Annotated in this window: 7 protein-coding genes; 1 reads left to right on the top strand and 6 read right to left on the bottom strand. The window is 72.2% G+C overall.

Going from position 1 to position 17,602, the window contains the following annotated elements; genetic code table 11:
- Positions 1 to 222 precede the first annotated feature (222 nt).
- The 5 genes from O7604_RS14365 to O7604_RS14345 all read right to left on the bottom strand — a co-directional run bounded on the left by O7604_RS14365 (position 223) and on the right by O7604_RS14345 (position 14,818).
- Positions 223 to 8,877, bottom strand: a complete 8,655-nt coding sequence (locus tag O7604_RS14365) for a DNRLRE domain-containing protein (protein WP_281579850.1) — start codon at positions 8,875 to 8,877, stop codon at positions 223 to 225.
- A gap of 270 nt (positions 8,878 to 9,147) precedes the next feature.
- Positions 9,148 to 12,534, bottom strand: coding sequence for a hypothetical protein (locus O7604_RS14360; RefSeq protein WP_281579849.1), 3,387 nt, complete (start codon positions 12,532 to 12,534; stop codon positions 9,148 to 9,150).
- Between the two features lie 47 nt (positions 12,535 to 12,581).
- Complete coding sequence (cutA, locus tag O7604_RS14355) at positions 12,582 to 12,902, bottom strand: divalent-cation tolerance protein CutA (RefSeq protein WP_269704256.1); 321 nt, start codon at positions 12,900 to 12,902, stop codon at positions 12,582 to 12,584.
- 56 nt (positions 12,903 to 12,958) lie between these two features.
- Positions 12,959 to 13,984 (bottom strand): 1-acyl-sn-glycerol-3-phosphate acyltransferase, encoded by a 1,026-nt coding sequence (locus O7604_RS14350; protein ID WP_269704254.1) that lies wholly within the window; start codon positions 13,982 to 13,984, stop codon positions 12,959 to 12,961.
- Positions 13,985 to 14,818 carry a patatin-like phospholipase family protein gene (locus tag O7604_RS14345; RefSeq protein ID WP_269704252.1) on the bottom strand — a complete coding sequence of 278 codons (834 nt, stop codon included), beginning with the start codon at positions 14,816 to 14,818 and terminating at the stop codon, positions 13,985 to 13,987.
- 176 nt (positions 14,819 to 14,994) lie between these two features.
- On the opposite strand from O7604_RS14345, the gene O7604_RS14340 reads away from it, so the two are divergent.
- Complete coding sequence (locus O7604_RS14340) at positions 14,995 to 16,482, top strand: serine/threonine-protein kinase (RefSeq protein ID WP_281579848.1); 1,488 nt, start codon at positions 14,995 to 14,997, stop codon at positions 16,480 to 16,482.
- Positions 16,483 to 16,486: 4 nt separating this feature from the next.
- Here the strand turns inward: O7604_RS14340 and O7604_RS14335 are convergent, their stop codons facing one another.
- The gene (locus O7604_RS14335; protein WP_281579964.1) at positions 16,487 to 17,548 is read right to left on the bottom strand and encodes a glycosyltransferase family 4 protein; all 1,062 of its coding nucleotides are present in this window, start codon (positions 17,546 to 17,548) and stop codon (positions 16,487 to 16,489) included.
- Between the last annotated feature and the right edge of the window lie 54 nt (positions 17,549 to 17,602).

The following is a 17,602-nucleotide window of genomic DNA, read 5'->3' as shown; positions in this document are numbered from 1 at the left end:
CTCTTCCGACCTGACCGGTTACCCTGTCGACCACTCGCGCGGCAGGCCTCAGGGTTACCGAAACACGGTCAGCCGGGCGCTCCGGCACAGCCGTCACCGCTGGAAGACCATCGACCGGACACCGATCCGCGTCGCCGGAGATCTCCTCTCCTTCCGGAAGGTCGAGCGTCCACTCGTGGTTCAAATCGCATTGAAGTCTCCACCATATATTCATGCGTTCCTCTAGTAGAACAGATGCAGGCCTTTTCCGCCGTTCGGAAGATGCGGCGCTTCCACGTTGAGATGCGGGCCGATAATTTTTTCGACATTCCCCCGACCGTCCTTGAAAACATGTCCGGTGAAGTCGTCCCGCCAGAGGCGCGTCCCATCGGCGCTCTTACGACCAATGACCTTATCGGAGTCTCTCATCCAGTACGGGCCGCCACGAAAATCTCTAGCCCGAATCGCAACCGAATTCGAACCCATATCTCCAACCATTTCCGAAGCCGCTTGTCGCGCTGAGCGGTGACTAGGGAATTTGTATCCGCCTTCCACCACGGCACCGCCGTGGCGGGCAGCAACCGCTGCGTCTCTGCAGTTGTGGACGAGGACGGGAGCGCTGCCGGCCAGCACATAGTACGTGTGGATGTCCTCGACGGTGAGGTTGTAGACGGCGGTCACCTGCGTCCAGTGCCGTGTCCGCACCACAGTCAGGGTGTCGCCGTCGGGCGTCGCCACCTGGTCACCGGCCACGAGTTGCCCGGCGTCGATCCACCGGCCCTCGTCGTCCACCCAGAACGGGTGGCCGTCGGTGGCCACGATGTCGGCCGTCGCGTCCCCGGCGTCGCCGTCGGTGTCGACGGTGACGTCGACCAGGTCGCGGTGGCCCTGACCCTGGATCAGGCGACTCACCGGCTTGCCCTCGGTCTCACCGGTCTCCGGGTCGGTCGCCAGCACCTCGTCGTCGAGGTCGACGTCCTCGATCGCCTTCGTGGTGCCGTCCGCGAGCAGCACCAGCGTGCCGGCCACGAAGCTGTTGGAGAAACAGTCCCGCGCGGCGGTGGACGCCCCACCACCCTGTGAGGCCCGGCTGCCCGGCGAGGCCCCGCTGGCCTTGCCGGCGCGTGCCGCGCCGGCACCTCGGCCGGCACCCTTGCCGGCGAACATGTCCAACGCGGCCACGGTGAGGTTGCCGGCGCACTCCGGGCCCGACTTGTCCTCACCACAGCCGACCGACTGCTTGACCGAGTCGCAGGCGGCCTTGTCGTTGTTGTAACCGCAGTCGCCGGCCTTGTCGAACTGGTCCGCCGCGGCCTTCGCCTTGCCACGAACGCTGTCGCAGGCGGCGTCGCTGTCACCGGAGGCGCAGTCGTCCACCTCGGCGTAGGTGTCCAGCGTTCCCTTGACCGTGTCCTTGATGCCGCTGGCGACGGTCCCGACGTACTCCTTGGCGGCGTCCAGCGTCTTGTCGATCCAGCTGTGGCCGTCCAGTTCCACGTTCGAGATCGGGTTGCCGCCGGCGAAGGCGTACCGGTTGCCGGTGTACGGGTCGACCGCCAACGCCAGGTCGTTCAGCGCCCCGTTGTAGGAGTCGCGGGACAGGAACTGGTTGATCCCCGGGTCGTAGTCGCGGAAGCCCATGTCGTACTTGCCGGTGGACTGGTCGAACCGCTTGGCCTGGAAGCGGTACGAGTTGTAGGGCACCCGATCCGGGTTGTCGGGGTTGTCGGCGTCCGGCTTGTCCACGCCGGTGAACTGACCGGAGTCGTTCTTGCCGTAGGCGGTGTAGCCGTAGGTCGCCCGGCCGTCGCCCTTGTCGTCGGTGATCTGCTCGACGTCCGAGCCGCCGTCGTAGCCGACGTACGAGTCCTCCTGGCTGTTGTCGGTGTTGGTCTTGACCTGTGACAACAGACTGCCGCCGGGGCCGCGCTGGTAGGACTTGACGACCTTCGTGCCCTCCAGCTCGGCGGAGATGTCCGAGCTGAGGCCCAGGTAGGCGTACGTGGTGGTCTTGCCGCCGTACGTCCGCTCGACCTGCCGGTCCAGCGGGTCGTACTTGTACGTGGTCGTCTTGTTGCCCGGGTTCTTGACGTTGGTGACCACGTGGTCGAAACCGTCGTAGGTGTAGCTCTCCAGCGTGGTCTCGGCGGCGGTCACCGTCTTGAGCCGGCCGTACGGGTCGTAGGCGTAGGTCGCGCGCACGCCGTTCGTGGTCGCGTACTGCAGCCGGTTCTTCGTGTAGTTGTACGAGGTGGGGACATCGCCGACGGTCTGCGTGACGACGTTGCTGTTGGCGTCGTGCACGTAGCTCTCGGTCGTCGCGCCGGCCCCGGTCTTGGTGACCGAGCGGACCCGGTCCTGCGGGTCGTACGTCCAGGTGGTCGTCGTGTCCAGGTACGCCGTGCGGTTGTCCGCGTTCTGCTTGCGCGAGACGTCCTTGGACTTCTGCCCGTTCGCCGCGTACTCGTAGGTGTGCTGGTTGACCAGCGTCCCGGCGGACTTCTTCTCGGCCTGGCTCTGGACCGCGCCGTTGAGGAAGTAGGCGTAGGTGACGACGTTGCCGTTGCCCTTGGTCTCGGTGTCGGTCTGCCCCCGCTTGGTGTAGGTGTACCGGGTGTACTTGGGCTTCGGGTCGGTCGGCGAGGTCATGTTCTTGATCTCGGTCGCCAGGTCCCGCTGCGGCTCGTAGGTGTACTCGGAGATCTGCGTGTCGTGCGTCCGGCGCTTGAGCAGTCCGTTGGGCTCGTAGCTGAACGTGGTCGTGTTCTTGACCGTGCCGGACTTCTTCTCCTCGACGCTGGCGACCTGGTTACGCGGGTCGTAGGAGATCACGTACGTGTCGACCGTGGCGCCGGTGCTGGCGTCCGACATCTTCGTCAGGTTGGCGTTGACGTCGTACTCGTAGCTGAAGTCCTTGCGCGCCGTGCCGGAGCCGGCACCGTTGTCGGCCTGGGTCTTCTTCTTGCCGTCCGGGTGGTACGTCCACAGCATCTCGCGCGGGTTGCCGCTGGCGCCGGTGACCGTACGGGAGGTCTGCGCGCCGTTGAGGTCGTACTTGTAGGCGGTCTTGATGTTCCAGCCGACGTCCTCGGAGGTCCGCACCCAGCCGGTGTCGTAGAACGTCTGGACGGTGTCGTTGCGGGTGCTCTCCCCCTGCGACGGCGGGGCCGAGATCCGCTCCGGGTTGCCCACCTTGTCGTAGGTGTAGATCGTGGTGGCCGGGGTGGTGAACCGCTCGTCGTCGCGGTCGTACGGCTGCTGGACCTCACGGACCCGGTTGAGCTTGTCGTACAGGGTGACTGTGGTGAAGTCGTCCGGGTCGTCGGCCTCGGCGGTGTCCACGCCGCGCGGGCTGACCTGGGTGGTCCGGTTGCCCACCTCGTCGTAGCCGTAGCGGGTGGTGCGGTAGGTGATGGTGCCGTTGGCCGAGGAGTAGGGCACCTTCTGCTCGATCAGCGCGGACCGCTCGTCGTAGCTGAGGAGCGTCTTGTTGCCGTCCTGGTCGGTTGAGGACTTCGTGTTGCCGTCCCTGTCGTACGAGACGGCAGTGGTGTTGCCCTTCGCGTCCACGGTCTCGATGACCCGGTGGTTCGCGTCGTAGTTGTACTTGGCGGTGTAGTCGGTGGAGTCGGCCGTCGCCATCTTCCGCTGGTCGGCCACGTTGATCATGTTGCCGACCCGGTCGTAGTCGATGTGCACCCGGCCGTTGGCGGCGTCGGTGACGTCGGTCAGCTGGTTCAGCTCGTCGTAGACGTAGACGGTCGCGAAGTCGTTCGGGTCCGTCGGAGTGAGCATGCCGCGTGGCTCGGTGATCTTCGTGACGTTGCCGACGGGGTCGTAGTCGTACTTGGTCGTCGGCGCGTCGGACGTGCTGGTGTCCTTGGCGGTGGTGACGGTGCTCGTCCGGTCGAGCAGGTCGTAGGTGGCGGTGGTCACCGCACCGGTGGCGGAGGTCTGCTGGGTGACGTTGTCGTTCTTGTCGTAGACCGGTGCCGGGGTGGTGGCGTAGACACCCGCCGCACTGTCCACCGGGATCTTCCTGGTGGTGGGCCGGCCGAGGATGTCGTAGCCGTACGTCGACGTGTGCTGCTTCGCGTCCGTCATGGTGGTGACGGAGCCGATCGCCGAATAGGTGTAGGTGGTGTCGTTGAGCAACGCGTCGGTGATCGTCCTGGGAAAACCGTTGGCGTCGAAGCTCGCGTACTTGGTGACACCGTCGTTCGCGTCGGTGGCGGTGAGCATCCGCCCGGCCGCGTCGTACGTGTACGAGGTGGTGAAGTCACCCTCGGTGCTGGTCGCCGTGCCCTTCGGGTCGGTCACCGAGGTGACGTTGCCGACCGCGTCGTAGCCGAACTTCCAGTGCCGGCCCTCGGCCGAGTACTTGTCGGTGAGTTCGGCGGTGTGACCGCCGAGCCCGAACCGGTAGTCCATCCGGATACCGGGGGTGTTGTTCTTGACCGCCTCCGCGTCCCGGACCTCCAGCGGCAGGCCGGTCGCCTGGTCGTAACGCCAGGTCGAGACCGCGTTCTTGGCGTCCTCGAGGCGGACCACGTTGTTGTCCGCGTCCCAGCCGAGCAGCGTGACCTCGGCCTTGGCGTTCGAGATCCGGGTGCTGCGGCCGTAGCCGTCGATCGTCGTCTCGGTCGCCCGGCCCTTCGGGTCGGTCACCGTGGTGACCACGCCCGTGCTCGCGCCGCCGTCCGGGTCCTGGTACTCGAACAGGGTCGACCGGTTGAGCCGGTCCGTCATCGTGTTGACCTTGCCCTGCTGGAACGCGTCCCCGGGATCGTTGTAGGCGATCTTCGTGTTCGAGTTCCGCGGGTCGGTGACCTTGATCAGCCGCGCGTTCTGCGCCCCCTGCGACTCGTCGTAGGCGTACCCGAAGGTCTTGGCCTCCGCCGTGCCGGCGCCGTCGGTGACCTCCCGGAGCAGGCCGGTGTCGCTGTAGACGAAGGAGAGCGTCCGGCCGCTCACGTCGGTGACCGACTTGAGCTGACCGATGATCCGGAGGTTCTGGAGGTTGGTCAGCGACTGCCGGGTGCCGGCGACGAAGGCCGTGTACGCGTCGCCCGGCTCGTAGTAGTCGAGCGTCAGCGTCTGCCGGTTGTCCGGATCGGTGAGGTGCCGCAGCACCGCCGCGTTGCGGTTGCCGACCTGCTTGCGCTCGTACGCGAAGCGCAACTGGTTGCCGTTGCGGTCCCGCACGGCCATCTGGTAGCCCTGCTCGTCGAAGACGAACTGGCTGCGGTCCGGCCGCGTCATCGTCCACGCCTCGGCGGGGTCGCCGCTGCCTGTGCGTTGCAGGTACAGGTGCACACCGGACGCCTTGACGTACCGCCAGTCGGCCGGGTTGCCGCTGCCGTTCTTGTTCAGCTCGAACAGGTGGGTGGTGCCGTCGCCGTCGGTCATCGCGACCTGTTGCGGCCAGGTGGCGTCCCCGCCCCGGAACTCCAGCGGCGAACCGAGCCGGACCGCGCTGGAGGTGGACAACGACCAGCCGAGGCCGGCCGACGAGGTGGACGTGTCCTGGCTGTTGTACGTCATCCGGACGAACGTGGTGACGCCCCGGCTCGGGTTGTTGATCGGGTTGTAGCCGACCAGGGCGTTTCCGGAGAACTGGTTGACCAGCAGCGTCGAGCCGGCCCCCGTGCCACCGCCCGCGTACTGGTAGAACTTCTCCAGCCCGAGCTGGTCGGAGGTCGGGTCCTCCACGGCGACCGACTGGTCCAGCGGGTCGATCTGGGCGGTCTGCGACAGCCACTGGTTCGTGGTCTTGTTCCGCAGTTCCCACTTCAGCACGTACGGTTCCCGGCGGTCACCGTCGCTGCCGGACGTCGGTGCCTTCACCGTGCCGTTGACGGTGACCACGCCACCGGGCGCCTGCGCGGACGGCAGCGGGGTCTCGATCGGGTCCGCGCTCACCGCGGTGCCGTCCTGCCGGGTCCACCGGTACGACAGCACCCAGTCCGACGGCGACCACACCGACGACGTGGTGTTCGTGACGGTGACCGGCACCAGGTACTGGTCACCCGGGACCATCCGGCCCGGGGTGTTCGGCGCGTAGTAGGTCCGGTCGCTGGTCGGCGCGGTGAAGATGACCCGGAGCCGGGGGCGCAGCGACGGCTCGGCCGCCTCGGCGGAGAGGAACAGCACCCGCTGCTCCGCGCCGGCCTCGTCGGCCTGCCGGATCAGGACGCCCTTGTTGGTGGCGGCGTCGTCGATCCAGCGTTGCACCAGCGGTCCGGCCTCCCAGTTCGTCCACCCCGGATCCCCGTTCAGGGAGCCCACCGTGGACTGGACCGTCGACTCGGCGTCACCGCCCGGCGTGGTCCAGGCGGTGCCGGTCTGGGCGCTGTTCCACGTCGAGGTGGTCTCGCTGAAGCCGCGGGTCAGACCGCGTAGCTGGAACTGCTGCTGGCCGACGCCCGTCCCTTCGCTGTACCAGCCCCAGAGCCCGACCTGGGCGTTGATCACCTTGGTCTTGGCGGGCAGGCCCGTGACGTTGGGGAACTTCAGCACGACGCGGCTGGTGCCGTAGATCGAGCCCTTGTTGCCGACCTGGAGTTCGCCGCCGGCGTCCAGCGTGTCCCAGTTGTTGTTGGGCTTGGCGCTGGTCAGCGTGTTGTCGTCGGCGCCGGTGAAGAACTTGATCACCTGGCCGGCCTTTGGCAGCCGCACCATCTGCGTCTGCGCCGGGAGGACCGTGCCGTCGCGCAGCCGGGCCGCGACCATGTAGAAGTAGGCGTCACCGAACTGGCCGGACGAGTTCGCCGGGGTCGGCGTCGCGTGCGTGTCGGCGTAGCTGGTGCGACCCGGCCGTACCGGCGCGACGAGCGTGGCCGCGCTCGGCATGAAGTTCTGCGTCCGGCTGGCGTGCACCTGGTATTCGAGCAGGTCGTCGTCCGGCGACGAGGACGGGTCGGCGTAGGTCGACCAGGACAGGTCGGCGCCGGTCGCGCGGACGGTGTTCACCGGGTTCAACGCGACCCCGGGGCGTCCCCAGGTGAGCACCAGCTTCGGGCCGTGGTCGTCCTCGCCACCGTAGGAGAAGTCGCCGGACTCGTAGCGCGGGCCGCCGTTCTTGTTCGACTCGTCCTTGCCCTTGACCATGAAGCCGTGGTTGGTCGCGGGGTCCCCCAGCCAGCCCTGCACGATCGAGCGGACGCTGTAGCTGTGCCAGGCGTTCGTCTGGTGCGCCGGCTTGGTCACCTCGGCGCGCTTGACGAAGCGCACCCCGTCGGCCACCACCGTCTTGCCGGCCACATCGCCGAGGACCACCTTGTGGGTGGTGCCGGCCTTGAACGCGTACGAGCCGATCGACACCCACGTGCCGTTGCCGGAGCCGGTGGTCTGGTTGACCGTCTTCACCACCGACCCGCCGTCGTAGTGGACGGTGTACGGCGCGTTCGTCGCCCGGTTGCTGCCCGGTACGTAGTGCACGAACACCTCGTACTGGCCGGTCTCGGTGAGCCGGGGCACCCAGGTGAACGTCTGCCCCGTGGTGGAGTCGGAGTTGTAGCGGTAGGCGCCGTTGAGCGCCTGGCTGCGGTCGGTGCCGGTGGCACCGGGCCACTCCCCGCTCGCGGTGACCTTGGTGGCGTCCGCCTCGTCGACCTGCTCGCGGTTCTCGCCGACCTCGGCGAACTTGCCGCCCATGCTGTCCCACGTCGCGGTGCTCTCGTTCCACGCCGCTGTCACCCGGCGCGCCTCGAACGCCATCGAGTAGTCGTCCGCGCCGCCGTGGGTCTGGTCGAAGTACATCTCGAGTTGCGCCGAGTCCAGCACCGTGTTCGCCGGGACCTTCGACAGGTCGAACTTCGTCAACGACCGGAAGGTGCCGCCGCTGGAAGCACCGGCGGACAGCCGCCAGGTGCTGTCGAAGTTCTCCGTCGGGCCGCCGGAGGCGAGCATGACGTCCTGCGCCTGGCCGAGCGTCGGCTGGATCTTGATGGTGGGGTCGATGACCACCGGGTACTTCCGGTCCGGGCTGCGCAGCCAGGCACCGTCGGCGCTCACCGTCACCACGGTGCGGCCGCCCTGCTGCTCGATGCGCTGGGTGACCTGGTAGCTGACCCGCTTGCCGACCACCGAGCCCGGGTCGTCGGCACTGTCGTACATGTACGGCCGCGGCATCGTGAACAGCGGCGGGCCCTCGCGGTCGGTCGCGTAGAACGACACCGAACCGTCGGCGTGCGCGACCGGCCGCACCTTCCGCGTGTCCAGCGTGAACGAGTACGTCGCCGGTCCGCTCGGCGGAGCCGCCAGCACGATCTGTTCCTTGACCGCCGAGCGGGTCACCTCGTAGACCAGGTCCGCTCCGCCGACCGCACCCCGGTAGCTGACCCGCGTACCGCTCGCGGTGGGCCGCAGCTCACGCCGGTCCCCGGCGAGTCCGAGCGTCAGCCCGTACGCGCCGGTCGAGTAGGACAGCACCCGGTCGCTGCGGTCACCGAACCGGGAGACGAACGCGTTGCGGGTGGCGGCGTACGGATATCCGGCAGTGGTGCCGGCCGCGATCGCAGGCCGGATGTCCTGCCAGCGGCCGTTCCCGTCCCGGTAGTGCACCGGTTCGCGGCTGACCTCCGCCTGCGTCCGGCCGTCGGCGAGCTGGAAGACCTTGCCGGTGGCGGTACGGCGGTCCGTGAGTTCGCGGACCCGCCGGGGCGCGGGTATCGGGGCGGCGGGTACCGGCCGGGCCACCGACGGAAGCACCTTGCCCGGCCCGGGCGGGGTCGCCGGCAGGTCCCGGCCCTTCACCGCGGGCGGGCGGAGCACCGTGCCGGGGCGCGGTTCCGGTTTCTCCTGGCCCGGTGGCCGGGCCTGTGCCGGGGCGCCGGAGACGACCAGGACGGCACCGATCACCGCCGCGAGCAGACGGCGGGCATGACGTTGACGCATGCGTGTCCTCCATGCGGAGCGCGCGAAAAGGGCGTGACGAGTCCCGGCACGTGACGTGCCGTTCGTACTGCCGCGAAGGAGAATCCGCGCACGCGCATGCGTGTGCCGACACCGCGACCAAGCTCTGTGAGCGAGTCGGTTCAGCGCCCCCCGTGGGTGCCGGAAGGAATCTAACAACCTTCGATGTCGCGGAGCAATAATTGTCGTCGATCAATTTTGACGCGACGAAGCCCTCTCACCACTTTCTGTGAGAGGGCTTCGTCGCGCGGGTCAGCCGAGCCGGGCGACCGCGTCGCGCAGGCGGACCAGGTCGCGCCGGCGCCGCTCGTAGGTGGCGGCCAGCCCGATCAGCAGCAGCCCGCCCACGCCCAGGAAGGGCCAGCGGGGCAGCAGCTCCCAGCCCCGGGCCAGCTCGTGCAGCGCCAGCGGCACCAGCGTGGCCGCGCCCAGCACCACCGGTGCCTGCCAGCGCCGGGCAGCCCCGCCCAGCACCACCGCCACCGCCGCCGCGCCGAGCGCGAGCCGCCGCCACGGCTGCGGCTCACCGAGGGCCAGCACCGACACGAGGCTGGGCAGAAACGCCGCACCGAGTCCTGGGCCGAGCGTCAGCCAGCTGGTCAGCCCGGGCCGGCGCCGCAGCGCCAGCAGCCCGGCGCCCAGGGCGAGCGCCGCCGCCGGCAGCGTGTACGCCTCCAGCACGACCACACCGCCCGCTGCCAGCAGCAGCCACCCGCCGACCAGCTCGCTGCCGGCGGCCACCACGGCCAGCACGCGACGCCCGCCCGGCGACTCGCCCCGGCGCGGCACCCTGAGCGCGACGGCCGCGCCCCAGAGCACGCAGACCGCCGCCGCGTGCCGCAACGAGCCGCCGGCGAGCAGCAGCGCGAGCAGCGCCACGGCCTGTGCCGCCGCCTCCATCGCCCACGCGACGGCCTGCCCCGCGCCGACGCCTCCCGGCCCTCGGACCACGCGCAGCAGCGGCACCGCGTGCAGCGTCACCGCCGCGACGGCCAGGGCCGCGAACGCCCCGGTACGCAACGGCTGCCCGGCCGTGAGCGACGCGACGACGGCGAACCCGGTGGCCGCCGCGACGGCGCCCAGCCACCCCACGATCCGGACCACCACCGGCCGCCCGGCCACCCCGGTCACGGCCCCGGCCAGCACCAGCACGCCGAGCGCGGTGAGCGTCCCGGCCCGGGTGGCGAGCAGGCCGCCGAACCCGGGAACGGCGAGCACCACTGCCAGCGGCACGAGCACCGCCCGGTACGCGCCGGTGAGCGCGGTGGCTAGCAGCGCGGCCAGCCCGATCCCGAACGCCGTCGCCGGCACCACCGGCCAGGGCGCACCGGCCGCCGCCGCCAGCACCGGCAGCGCCACCGCGCCGAACGGCGACGCGGCGACCCACCACGCGACGCGGCGACCCGTCGCGGCGTACGCCCCGGCGGCGGCACCCAGGAGCAGCAGCACCAGCCCGGCGCGGGCGGTCGAGGCGGACGCCGCCGCGACGGCGGGCACTCCGGACCCGGGGCGCACCGGCAGGTCCGCGAGCACCAGCAGCACGGTCCGCGCCGTGGCCAGCAACGCCACCACGGCCAGCGCGGCGCCCACCGCGCGCGGGGCGGCCGCCGGCCGGGAGCCGCCCCCGGCGGCGAGCGCCAGCAGGACTCCGGCCGCCGCGTAGAGCGCCACCGGTTCCCCGCCCGGCGCGACGAGCGGCACGAGGCCGGTCCCGGCGAGCGCCACGGCGAGCCCCGTCGAGGCGTACCCGCTCAGGTCGGGCCACAGGCGACGGACGGCGAGGTGGACGACGAGCGGCACCACGACGGCGGCGAGAGCGCCCCGCAGATGCCACCACAGCGGCGCGCCGAGGCCGAGCAGCGCGACGGCCACCGCCGCCGGTACGGCGACCAGCGCCACCGCGAGCGCGACGCCGCCGACGACCGGCTGCGCGCCCTGCCCGCGCCGGCCCAGCCCGGCCACCGTCACGCCGAGCACGGCGGTTCCGGCGAGCACGGCGACGACCCCGCCCGGAGCGGCGCAGCCGACGAGCAGCGCGTGCCCGAGCAGGACCGCACCGGCCGACGCGGTGACCGGGACGACGACCCGTCCCCCACGCGGCCGGGCCACCGCCACCAGCAGCAGCGCGGCGGCCGTCGCGAGGTCCACGACGAGCACCAGCGGCCACGGCGTCGCCGTCACGGCCGGCACGGCGAGCGCGACCAGCCCGGCGGTGATCGCGCCGACCAGCGGCCGACCTGCCCGGGGCGTCAGCAGCGCGACCGCGCCGGCGGTCAGCAGCAGAGCGACCGGGAGCTGCCAGCCCCAGGACGGGGCCGGTACGTCCCGTCCGCCCTGCCAGGCCGGGAACGAGTCGATCGCGGTGGCCGCGCCGACCAGACCGGTGAGCACGACACCGACCTGGCCCAGCGCGGCGGCCACCGCGAGCGCGCCCACCCGGGGACCGGTCCGGACCGGCACGGGCAGCGCCCGGACCGCACCGGCGAGCGCCGCCACCACGAGACCGGCGGCGAGCAGCAGCAGCCCCGGGCGCAGTTCACCGACCGGCCGGATCAGTGCGAGGGCGAGCACCGGCACCAGCAGCCCGGTGGTCGTTGCACGCCAGACCCGGCTGCCGGCCGCGAGCGCGCCGGCGACCACCGCCAGCGCCACCACCAGCAGCGGGCCACCGGCCAGCAGCGGCACGCCCGCCGCGTGGCCGACCGCCAGCGGCACCAGCGCGCAGCCGGCCGCCACGACCAGCGCCACGCCGTGCCCGGTCCAGCCCAGCACCCGCCCGGCCGCCGAGGCGGTGGGGTTGCCGGAGGTACGACGGCGCAGCACGACCACCACGGCGAGATCACCGAGCGCCACGGCGGTCAGCACCAGCGCCCAGCCGGCGGCGGTGGGCCGGAACGCCGCAGCGGCCAGCGGCAGCACCGGCTGCGCCAGCAGCCACGCCGCGAACCAGGGAGCGGTGAGCCGGCTGACCAGCGCGTATCCGGCCGCCACCACAGCACTGACGGCCGCGACGAGCGCCGCGTACCGGCTGCCGGGCAGGCCGGCCACCCCGAACAGGTCCACCGACCAGGCGGCGTACCCGTCCAGGACCACCAGCAGCAACGCCACCGAGGCGAGTGTCTCGGCGGTGCCGCGCAGCCCGCGCGCCCGGGCGACGAGCGGCGCGGCCAGGGCCAGCGCGGTGACCGCCAGCAGGATCAGCGCCCGGCCAGTCACTCCGAACGTGGCCCAGGCGACAGTGGTGAACACCACGGCGGCGGTGCCGAGCAGCAGTCCACCGAGGACGAACAGCAGGCCCTGCACCGCCCGGGTGGAGGTTTCCGCGCCGCCGGGGCGTACCGGGGCGGCGGGCGCGACCGCGCGCGGCGGCGGCGCGGCCACCGGGAGCGGCGCGGGGATCTCCTGGCGGATCCGGGCGGCGAGCGCCGCCCGCCGCTGCCGGGCCGTGCCCAGCCGGCCGGACAGGTCCTGGTACGCGAGCCGGGCCGCCTCGACGCGCGGCACCAGCTCGGTGATCTCCCGGTCCAGCCGGACCACCTCGGCGGCGGGCGGATAGGGCGGACGGCCGCAGCCGCGACATCCGGCGACGAGGTCGGCCGGGGCGCCGCATCCGGGGCAGGGGTAGCCGGTGTTCTCCACCCGACCAGCTTCGTCAGCGACGGAGCGGACGGACAGAGTAGGAATACCTAGGGCCGGGTCTGCTCGTGTACCCAGGCGGTGTAGCCGGGGTTGCCGCTGTCCTCCCGGCTGACCAGGATCTCCGGCACCTCGTACGGGTGGTTGGCCCGGAGCTGGTCGACCAGGGCGTCCACGCGGTCCGGCGCGGTCTTGAACCGCACCTGCCACTCGACGGTGGTCTGGATCGCCGACTGCCACCAGTAGGTGCTGTCCACCGGGCCGCCGACCTGGGCGCAGGCCGCCAGCCGACCGGCGACTGCCGCGGCTGCCAGCACGTCCGCGACCCCGCGGGCGTCCACCACCGTCGTCACCACGCAGATCTGCTCCACCAGCGCACCCTACGCGGCGGACCTGGCACCGCGCTGAACACGCGCGGCGATTCCGCTCAGGCGTCGTCGGCCGCGCCGTTGCGGTTGGCGGCGATCCACGTGTCGATGCGGGCCCACCAGTCGAACAGCCAGTCGACGCGTTCCTGCTTGCCGGCCGGGATCTCCTCCGGCGGCACCGACCAGAACCGCATCACGATCCGCTTGTCCATCGGCAGTTCGCGCCACACGTCGGCGACGGTGAGCATCTGGTCCAGACCGGTGTGCGCCACGAAGATCACTCCGGCGTCCGGCGCGGCGTCCAGCGCGGCGAGCAGCCCGCCGGGCTGCGGGGCGAGCACGTGCCGCATCCGCTCGGCCCGCCGCGCCATCCGCTCCAGCCCGAGCCCGCGGAGCCGGTCGATCGCGCGCAGCCGCCGGGACGGGGTGAAGTTTCCCCCCTCCGGGAAGATCACGAAGGCGTCGTCGTCGTCCAGGCCGGTGGCCAGGTGGCCGATCTGCCGCACCACCGACTCCCGCCCGTCCGGCCCGGCCGCGATGAACCGGTTGGGCAGCCGGTTGAGCAGCACGTCGATCGCCGGATCCCACTGGAGGGTCTCCTTGAGCACGATCCGGGGTTCCCGGTTGAACCAGTTCACCAGCGCGTGGATCAGGATGAACGAGTCACCGGGCCCGGCGTGCCGGCAGACCACCAGCTCGGGGCGGCCCGGCAGGGCGGTGTCCGGGTCGGCGCCGACCACGTCGATGCTCAGCCGCAGCGTCCACCGGGCCTGCCAGAACATGATCCGCAGGAACCAGCCGGCCAGCACGTAGTGGGCCCGCTGGAACGCCGGCGCGCGCTTGTACGCGCCGAAGCCCGAGGCCAGCCACAGCAGGAACAGCGCGAGCAGCGCGGCGGCGTCCCAGACCAGGTAGACGGTGCCGATCCAGAGCAGTCGCAGCGGGCGCAGCCGCCCCGGCACCAGCGGAGACGCGGCGAGCGCCAGCAGTGCCCAGGCCGGCAGCGTGGTCACCACGAAGAAGGCGAGCAGCACCACGCCAGGGGCGAGCACCAGCCGGCGGAGCCAGCGGGGTGGCAGCGGCATTCAGCGCTCCAGCGCGGTGTCCAGGTATCGGCGCGACGCAGTGTACGCGCGACTGATCCGCCGGCCCACCGCCGCCGTGTCCCGGTACGCCCACGGGCTGTCGTCGCGCGGCTCCAGCCCGCCGGTGGGCAGCACGTGCACCTCCACGTCCTCGGGCAGCGCCGCCATCTCCCGCGCGAACCGGTGCCGGCGGGCGATCTCGAACGCCACCTGGGCGATCTCCCAGGGGCGGCGCGGCGGGCTCAGCTCGCGTTCTATCCGGCCCACCTGGAGCACGAAGATCTGCTTCGCGCCGAGCGCCACCGCCTCGCCGACCGGGATCGAGTTGACCACCCCGCCGTCGATGTAGTGCTGGCCGTCGATCTGGGTCGGGGGCAGCAGCCCGGGTACCGAGGCGGAGGCGAGCACCGCCGGCACCAGTGGTCCGCTGTGGAACCAGTGCTCGGCGGCACGCTCGATGTTCGCGGCGCAGCAGCGGAACGGCACCGCCAGGTCGGCGAAGGTGGTCTCCTCGCCCAGCGTGCTCTCCAGCAGGCGGTACAGCGGGCGGGGCGAGTGCAGGTGGGTGCGGGCGGCGAATCGGCGCAACTGCCGGGCGACCGAGTCGCCGTACACCTCGCTGGCCTCGGGCGAGGCCCAGAGCCGGACCAGCCGGTCGGTGACCGCCTCGGTCGGGTCGGCGGCGACCAGGGCGCCGTTGACCGCGCCGATCGACGTACCGAGCACCAGATCGGGTGTGATCCGGGCGCGGAACAGCGCACGCAGCATGCCCACCTCGACCGCGCCGAGCACTCCCCCGCCGCCGAGCACGAACGCCACCGGACCTGCTGCCATGCGTTCATCCTGGCACGCGGCGCACAACCGGCCGGGCGGACGTCCCCGCCGCTCCCGGCGGTGACGGGGAGCCATCGCGGATGTGCGCCGCGCGATTGGCGCCGCGCGGACTGTTGACACGTAAGACACATTCACGGAACCTGATAGCGCTCCCGAGCACAGGCAGGTGCGAGCTGATGGCGACACTCCAGGCCGGCCGTCTGCTGGCCCGGCGGTACCGGCTCATCGACCGGATCGGTGCCGGTGGCATGTCGGTGATCTGGCGTGCCCGCGACGAGGTGCTCGACCGGGTGGTGGCGGTGAAGGTGCTCGCCCCCTCGCTCGCCGCCGACGCGCGGTTCCGCGACATGGTTCGCGAGGAGGCCCGCTCGGCCGCCCAACTCGACCATCCGCATGTCACCGCCGTGCACGACTACGGCGAGACGGTGGCCCCGGACGGCTCGATCACCTCGTTCGTGGTGATGGAACTGCTCAGCGGCGAGGAGCTGGAGCACCGGCTCACCCAGGGGCCGCTGCCCTGGCCGGTGGCGGTGGAGACGGGCGCGCAGGTGGCCGAGGCGCTGGCCGCGGCACACCGGCTCGGCATCGTGCACCGCGACGTCACACCGGCGAACGTCATGATGACCGGCACCGGCGCGAAGGTGCTCGACTTCGGCATCGCCACCCGGATCGGCACGCCGGACGACGACGAGGACGGCGGCACGTTCGGCACCCCGGCGTACGTGGCCCCGGAACGGCTCGACGGGGCGCCCGCCCAGCCGGCCACCGACGTGTACTCGCTCGGCGTGCTGCTGTTCGAGACGCTGACCGGGCAGCCGCCGTACCCGGCGGAGACCTGGGAGCAACTGAGCGCGGCGCTCGCGGACAGTCCGGAGCCCACGCTGGACGACGTACCGGGGCTGCCCCGGACGGTCGCGGAGATCTGCCTGCGGTGCCTGGCCCGCGACCCGCGTCGCCGGCCCACCGCGCACCGGGTGGCCGCCGTGCTGCGCGACCAGATGCTGCCGGCGGACCCACAGGCCGCCACCATGCTGGCGCCGACCATGACGCTGCCCGCTCTGACCTCGCCGCCGGCCGGCCCGGAACCGGCCGCCGCAGCCGCGCCGCCGGGGCCGGTCCCGCCCCCGGAGCCCGCCCCCGCCGCGCAGCCGGTTCCGGCAGCCGGGCCGGGCCGGCGCCGCACCCTCACGGTGGCGGCCGTCGGTGTGGCAGTGGTCGCCGCCGCGGCGCTGCTGGCGCCCGCGCTGACGCCGGACCGGCCCGCCGACCCCCGGGTGCTGCCGACCGCCGGGCCGGTGCAGCCGACGCCCGCCGAGCCGCCGGTGACCGAGACGCCGGCCACCACGTCGCCGGCCGCGCCGACGTCGGTGCCGCCGACCGGCGGCGCCCGCCCGCCGGGCGCCGGTCAGGCCGACGCCGCCGAACGGGTGGACGGGCTGATCGAGGACGGGCTGACGGAGGGCCAGATCCGCGAGGACGTCGGGGTGGACCTGCGCAACCTGCTGCGCAACGCGGTCGCCGCGAGCGGTGAGGGCGAGGTGACCGCCGCCGTGGACCGGCTCCGCGGCAAGATCGACGAGCGTCGCCGCGAGGGCAGCATCAGCCCCGGGTACGCGCGGCGACTCGACGCCGCCGCGGCGGAACTCGTGGCCGGGCAGACCTGACGGCTCACCCGGCGACGGCCGGCGCCACCGCCAGGGGTGCCCGTGCGGGCGCCCGCGCGGCGAGGAAGCCCCGGTAGACAGCCTCGTAGTCGGCGGCCATCCGCTCCACCGAGAAGTTCTCCCCCACGTGCGCCACGCAGTCCGCCGGGTCCAGGTCAGCCGCCGCCCGCAACGCCGCCGGCAGCTCGCCGGGGTGCTCGCAGACGAAACCGGTGACCCCGTCGCGGACCAGCTCCGGCACCGCGCCGCGGCCCAGCGCCACCACCGGTGTACCGGTCGCCATCGCCTCCACCATCACCATGCCGAACGGCTCCGCCCACTGGATCGGCATGATCAGGCAACGCGCGTCCAGCAGCAGCCGCAACGCCGTCGCCCGGTCCGCGTTCACCACGAGTGTCACGTCGTCGCCGAGCAGCGGCCGGACCACCTGTTCCAGGTAGCGGCGCTCGGCCGGTTCGTTGCTCTTGCCCGCGAGCGTGAGCGGCAACCCGGCCGCGCGGCAGGCCGCGATCGCCACGTCCGGGCCCTTGTCCGGGCTGAACCGGGCCAGCCAGAGCACCGGGCCCGCGCCGGGGCTGCGCTTGCGGGGGATGTCCCGCAGCGGCATCGCGTTGTGCACCGTGCCGGCCCAGGGCAGACCCGGGTTGGCCCGGCGCTGGGTGTGCGAGATCGCGACCAGCCCCACCCCCCGGTCGGTGTTGCCGAGCACCGTGCCGTACTCCCCGACCGGGTTGCCGTGCACGGTGGCCACGGTGGGCACCCGGCGGCGGCCGGCCACCAGCGGGCCGATCGTGGTGTGGTCGTGGATCAGGTCGAAGGCGGCCGGGTCGACCAGGCGGTCCACGTGAGCGAGATGCGCCAGTTCGGGCAGCGACTCGCCCATCCGCTCGTACTGGAGGTCGTCGCAGGTGGAGACGAAGTCGGCGGCGGTGCCGTGCTCGGTCCCGGCGCCGAACAGCGTGACGCGGTGTCCCCTGTCGACGAGCGCGTCGACGAGGCCCGCCACCACTGTCTCCAGACCGCCGTAGCCGGGCGGCGGCACCGACAGCCACGGCGGCACCACCATGGCGATCCGCAGCGGCCCGGCCCGGGCGCGCTCCGGGGACTGCTGGTTCACGGC

The organism is Micromonospora sp. WMMA1947 (assembly GCF_027497355.1).
In the GTDB taxonomy this organism is placed as follows: domain Bacteria; phylum Actinomycetota; class Actinomycetes; order Mycobacteriales; family Micromonosporaceae; genus Micromonospora.
This window is presented reverse-complemented; position numbering and strand designations above follow the sequence as displayed.

Excerpts from the sequence above, each read along its gene's own strand:
- O7604_RS14340 (WP_281579848.1), top strand. The coding sequence starts at position 14,995 with ATGGCGACACTCCAGGCCGGCCGTCTGCTGGCCCGGCGGTACCGGCTC.
- O7604_RS14335 (WP_281579964.1), bottom strand. The coding sequence starts at position 17,548 with ATGGTGGTGCCGCCGTGGCTGTCGGTGCCGCCGCCCGGCTACGGCGGT.
- O7604_RS14350 (WP_269704254.1), bottom strand. The coding sequence starts at position 13,984 with ATGCCGCTGCCACCCCGCTGGCTCCGCCGGCTGGTGCTCGCCCCTGGC.
- O7604_RS14365 (WP_281579850.1), bottom strand. The coding sequence starts at position 8,877 with ATGCGTCAACGTCATGCCCGCCGTCTGCTCGCGGCGGTGATCGGTGCC.
- O7604_RS14345 (WP_269704252.1), bottom strand. The coding sequence starts at position 14,818 with ATGGCAGCAGGTCCGGTGGCGTTCGTGCTCGGCGGCGGGGGAGTGCTC.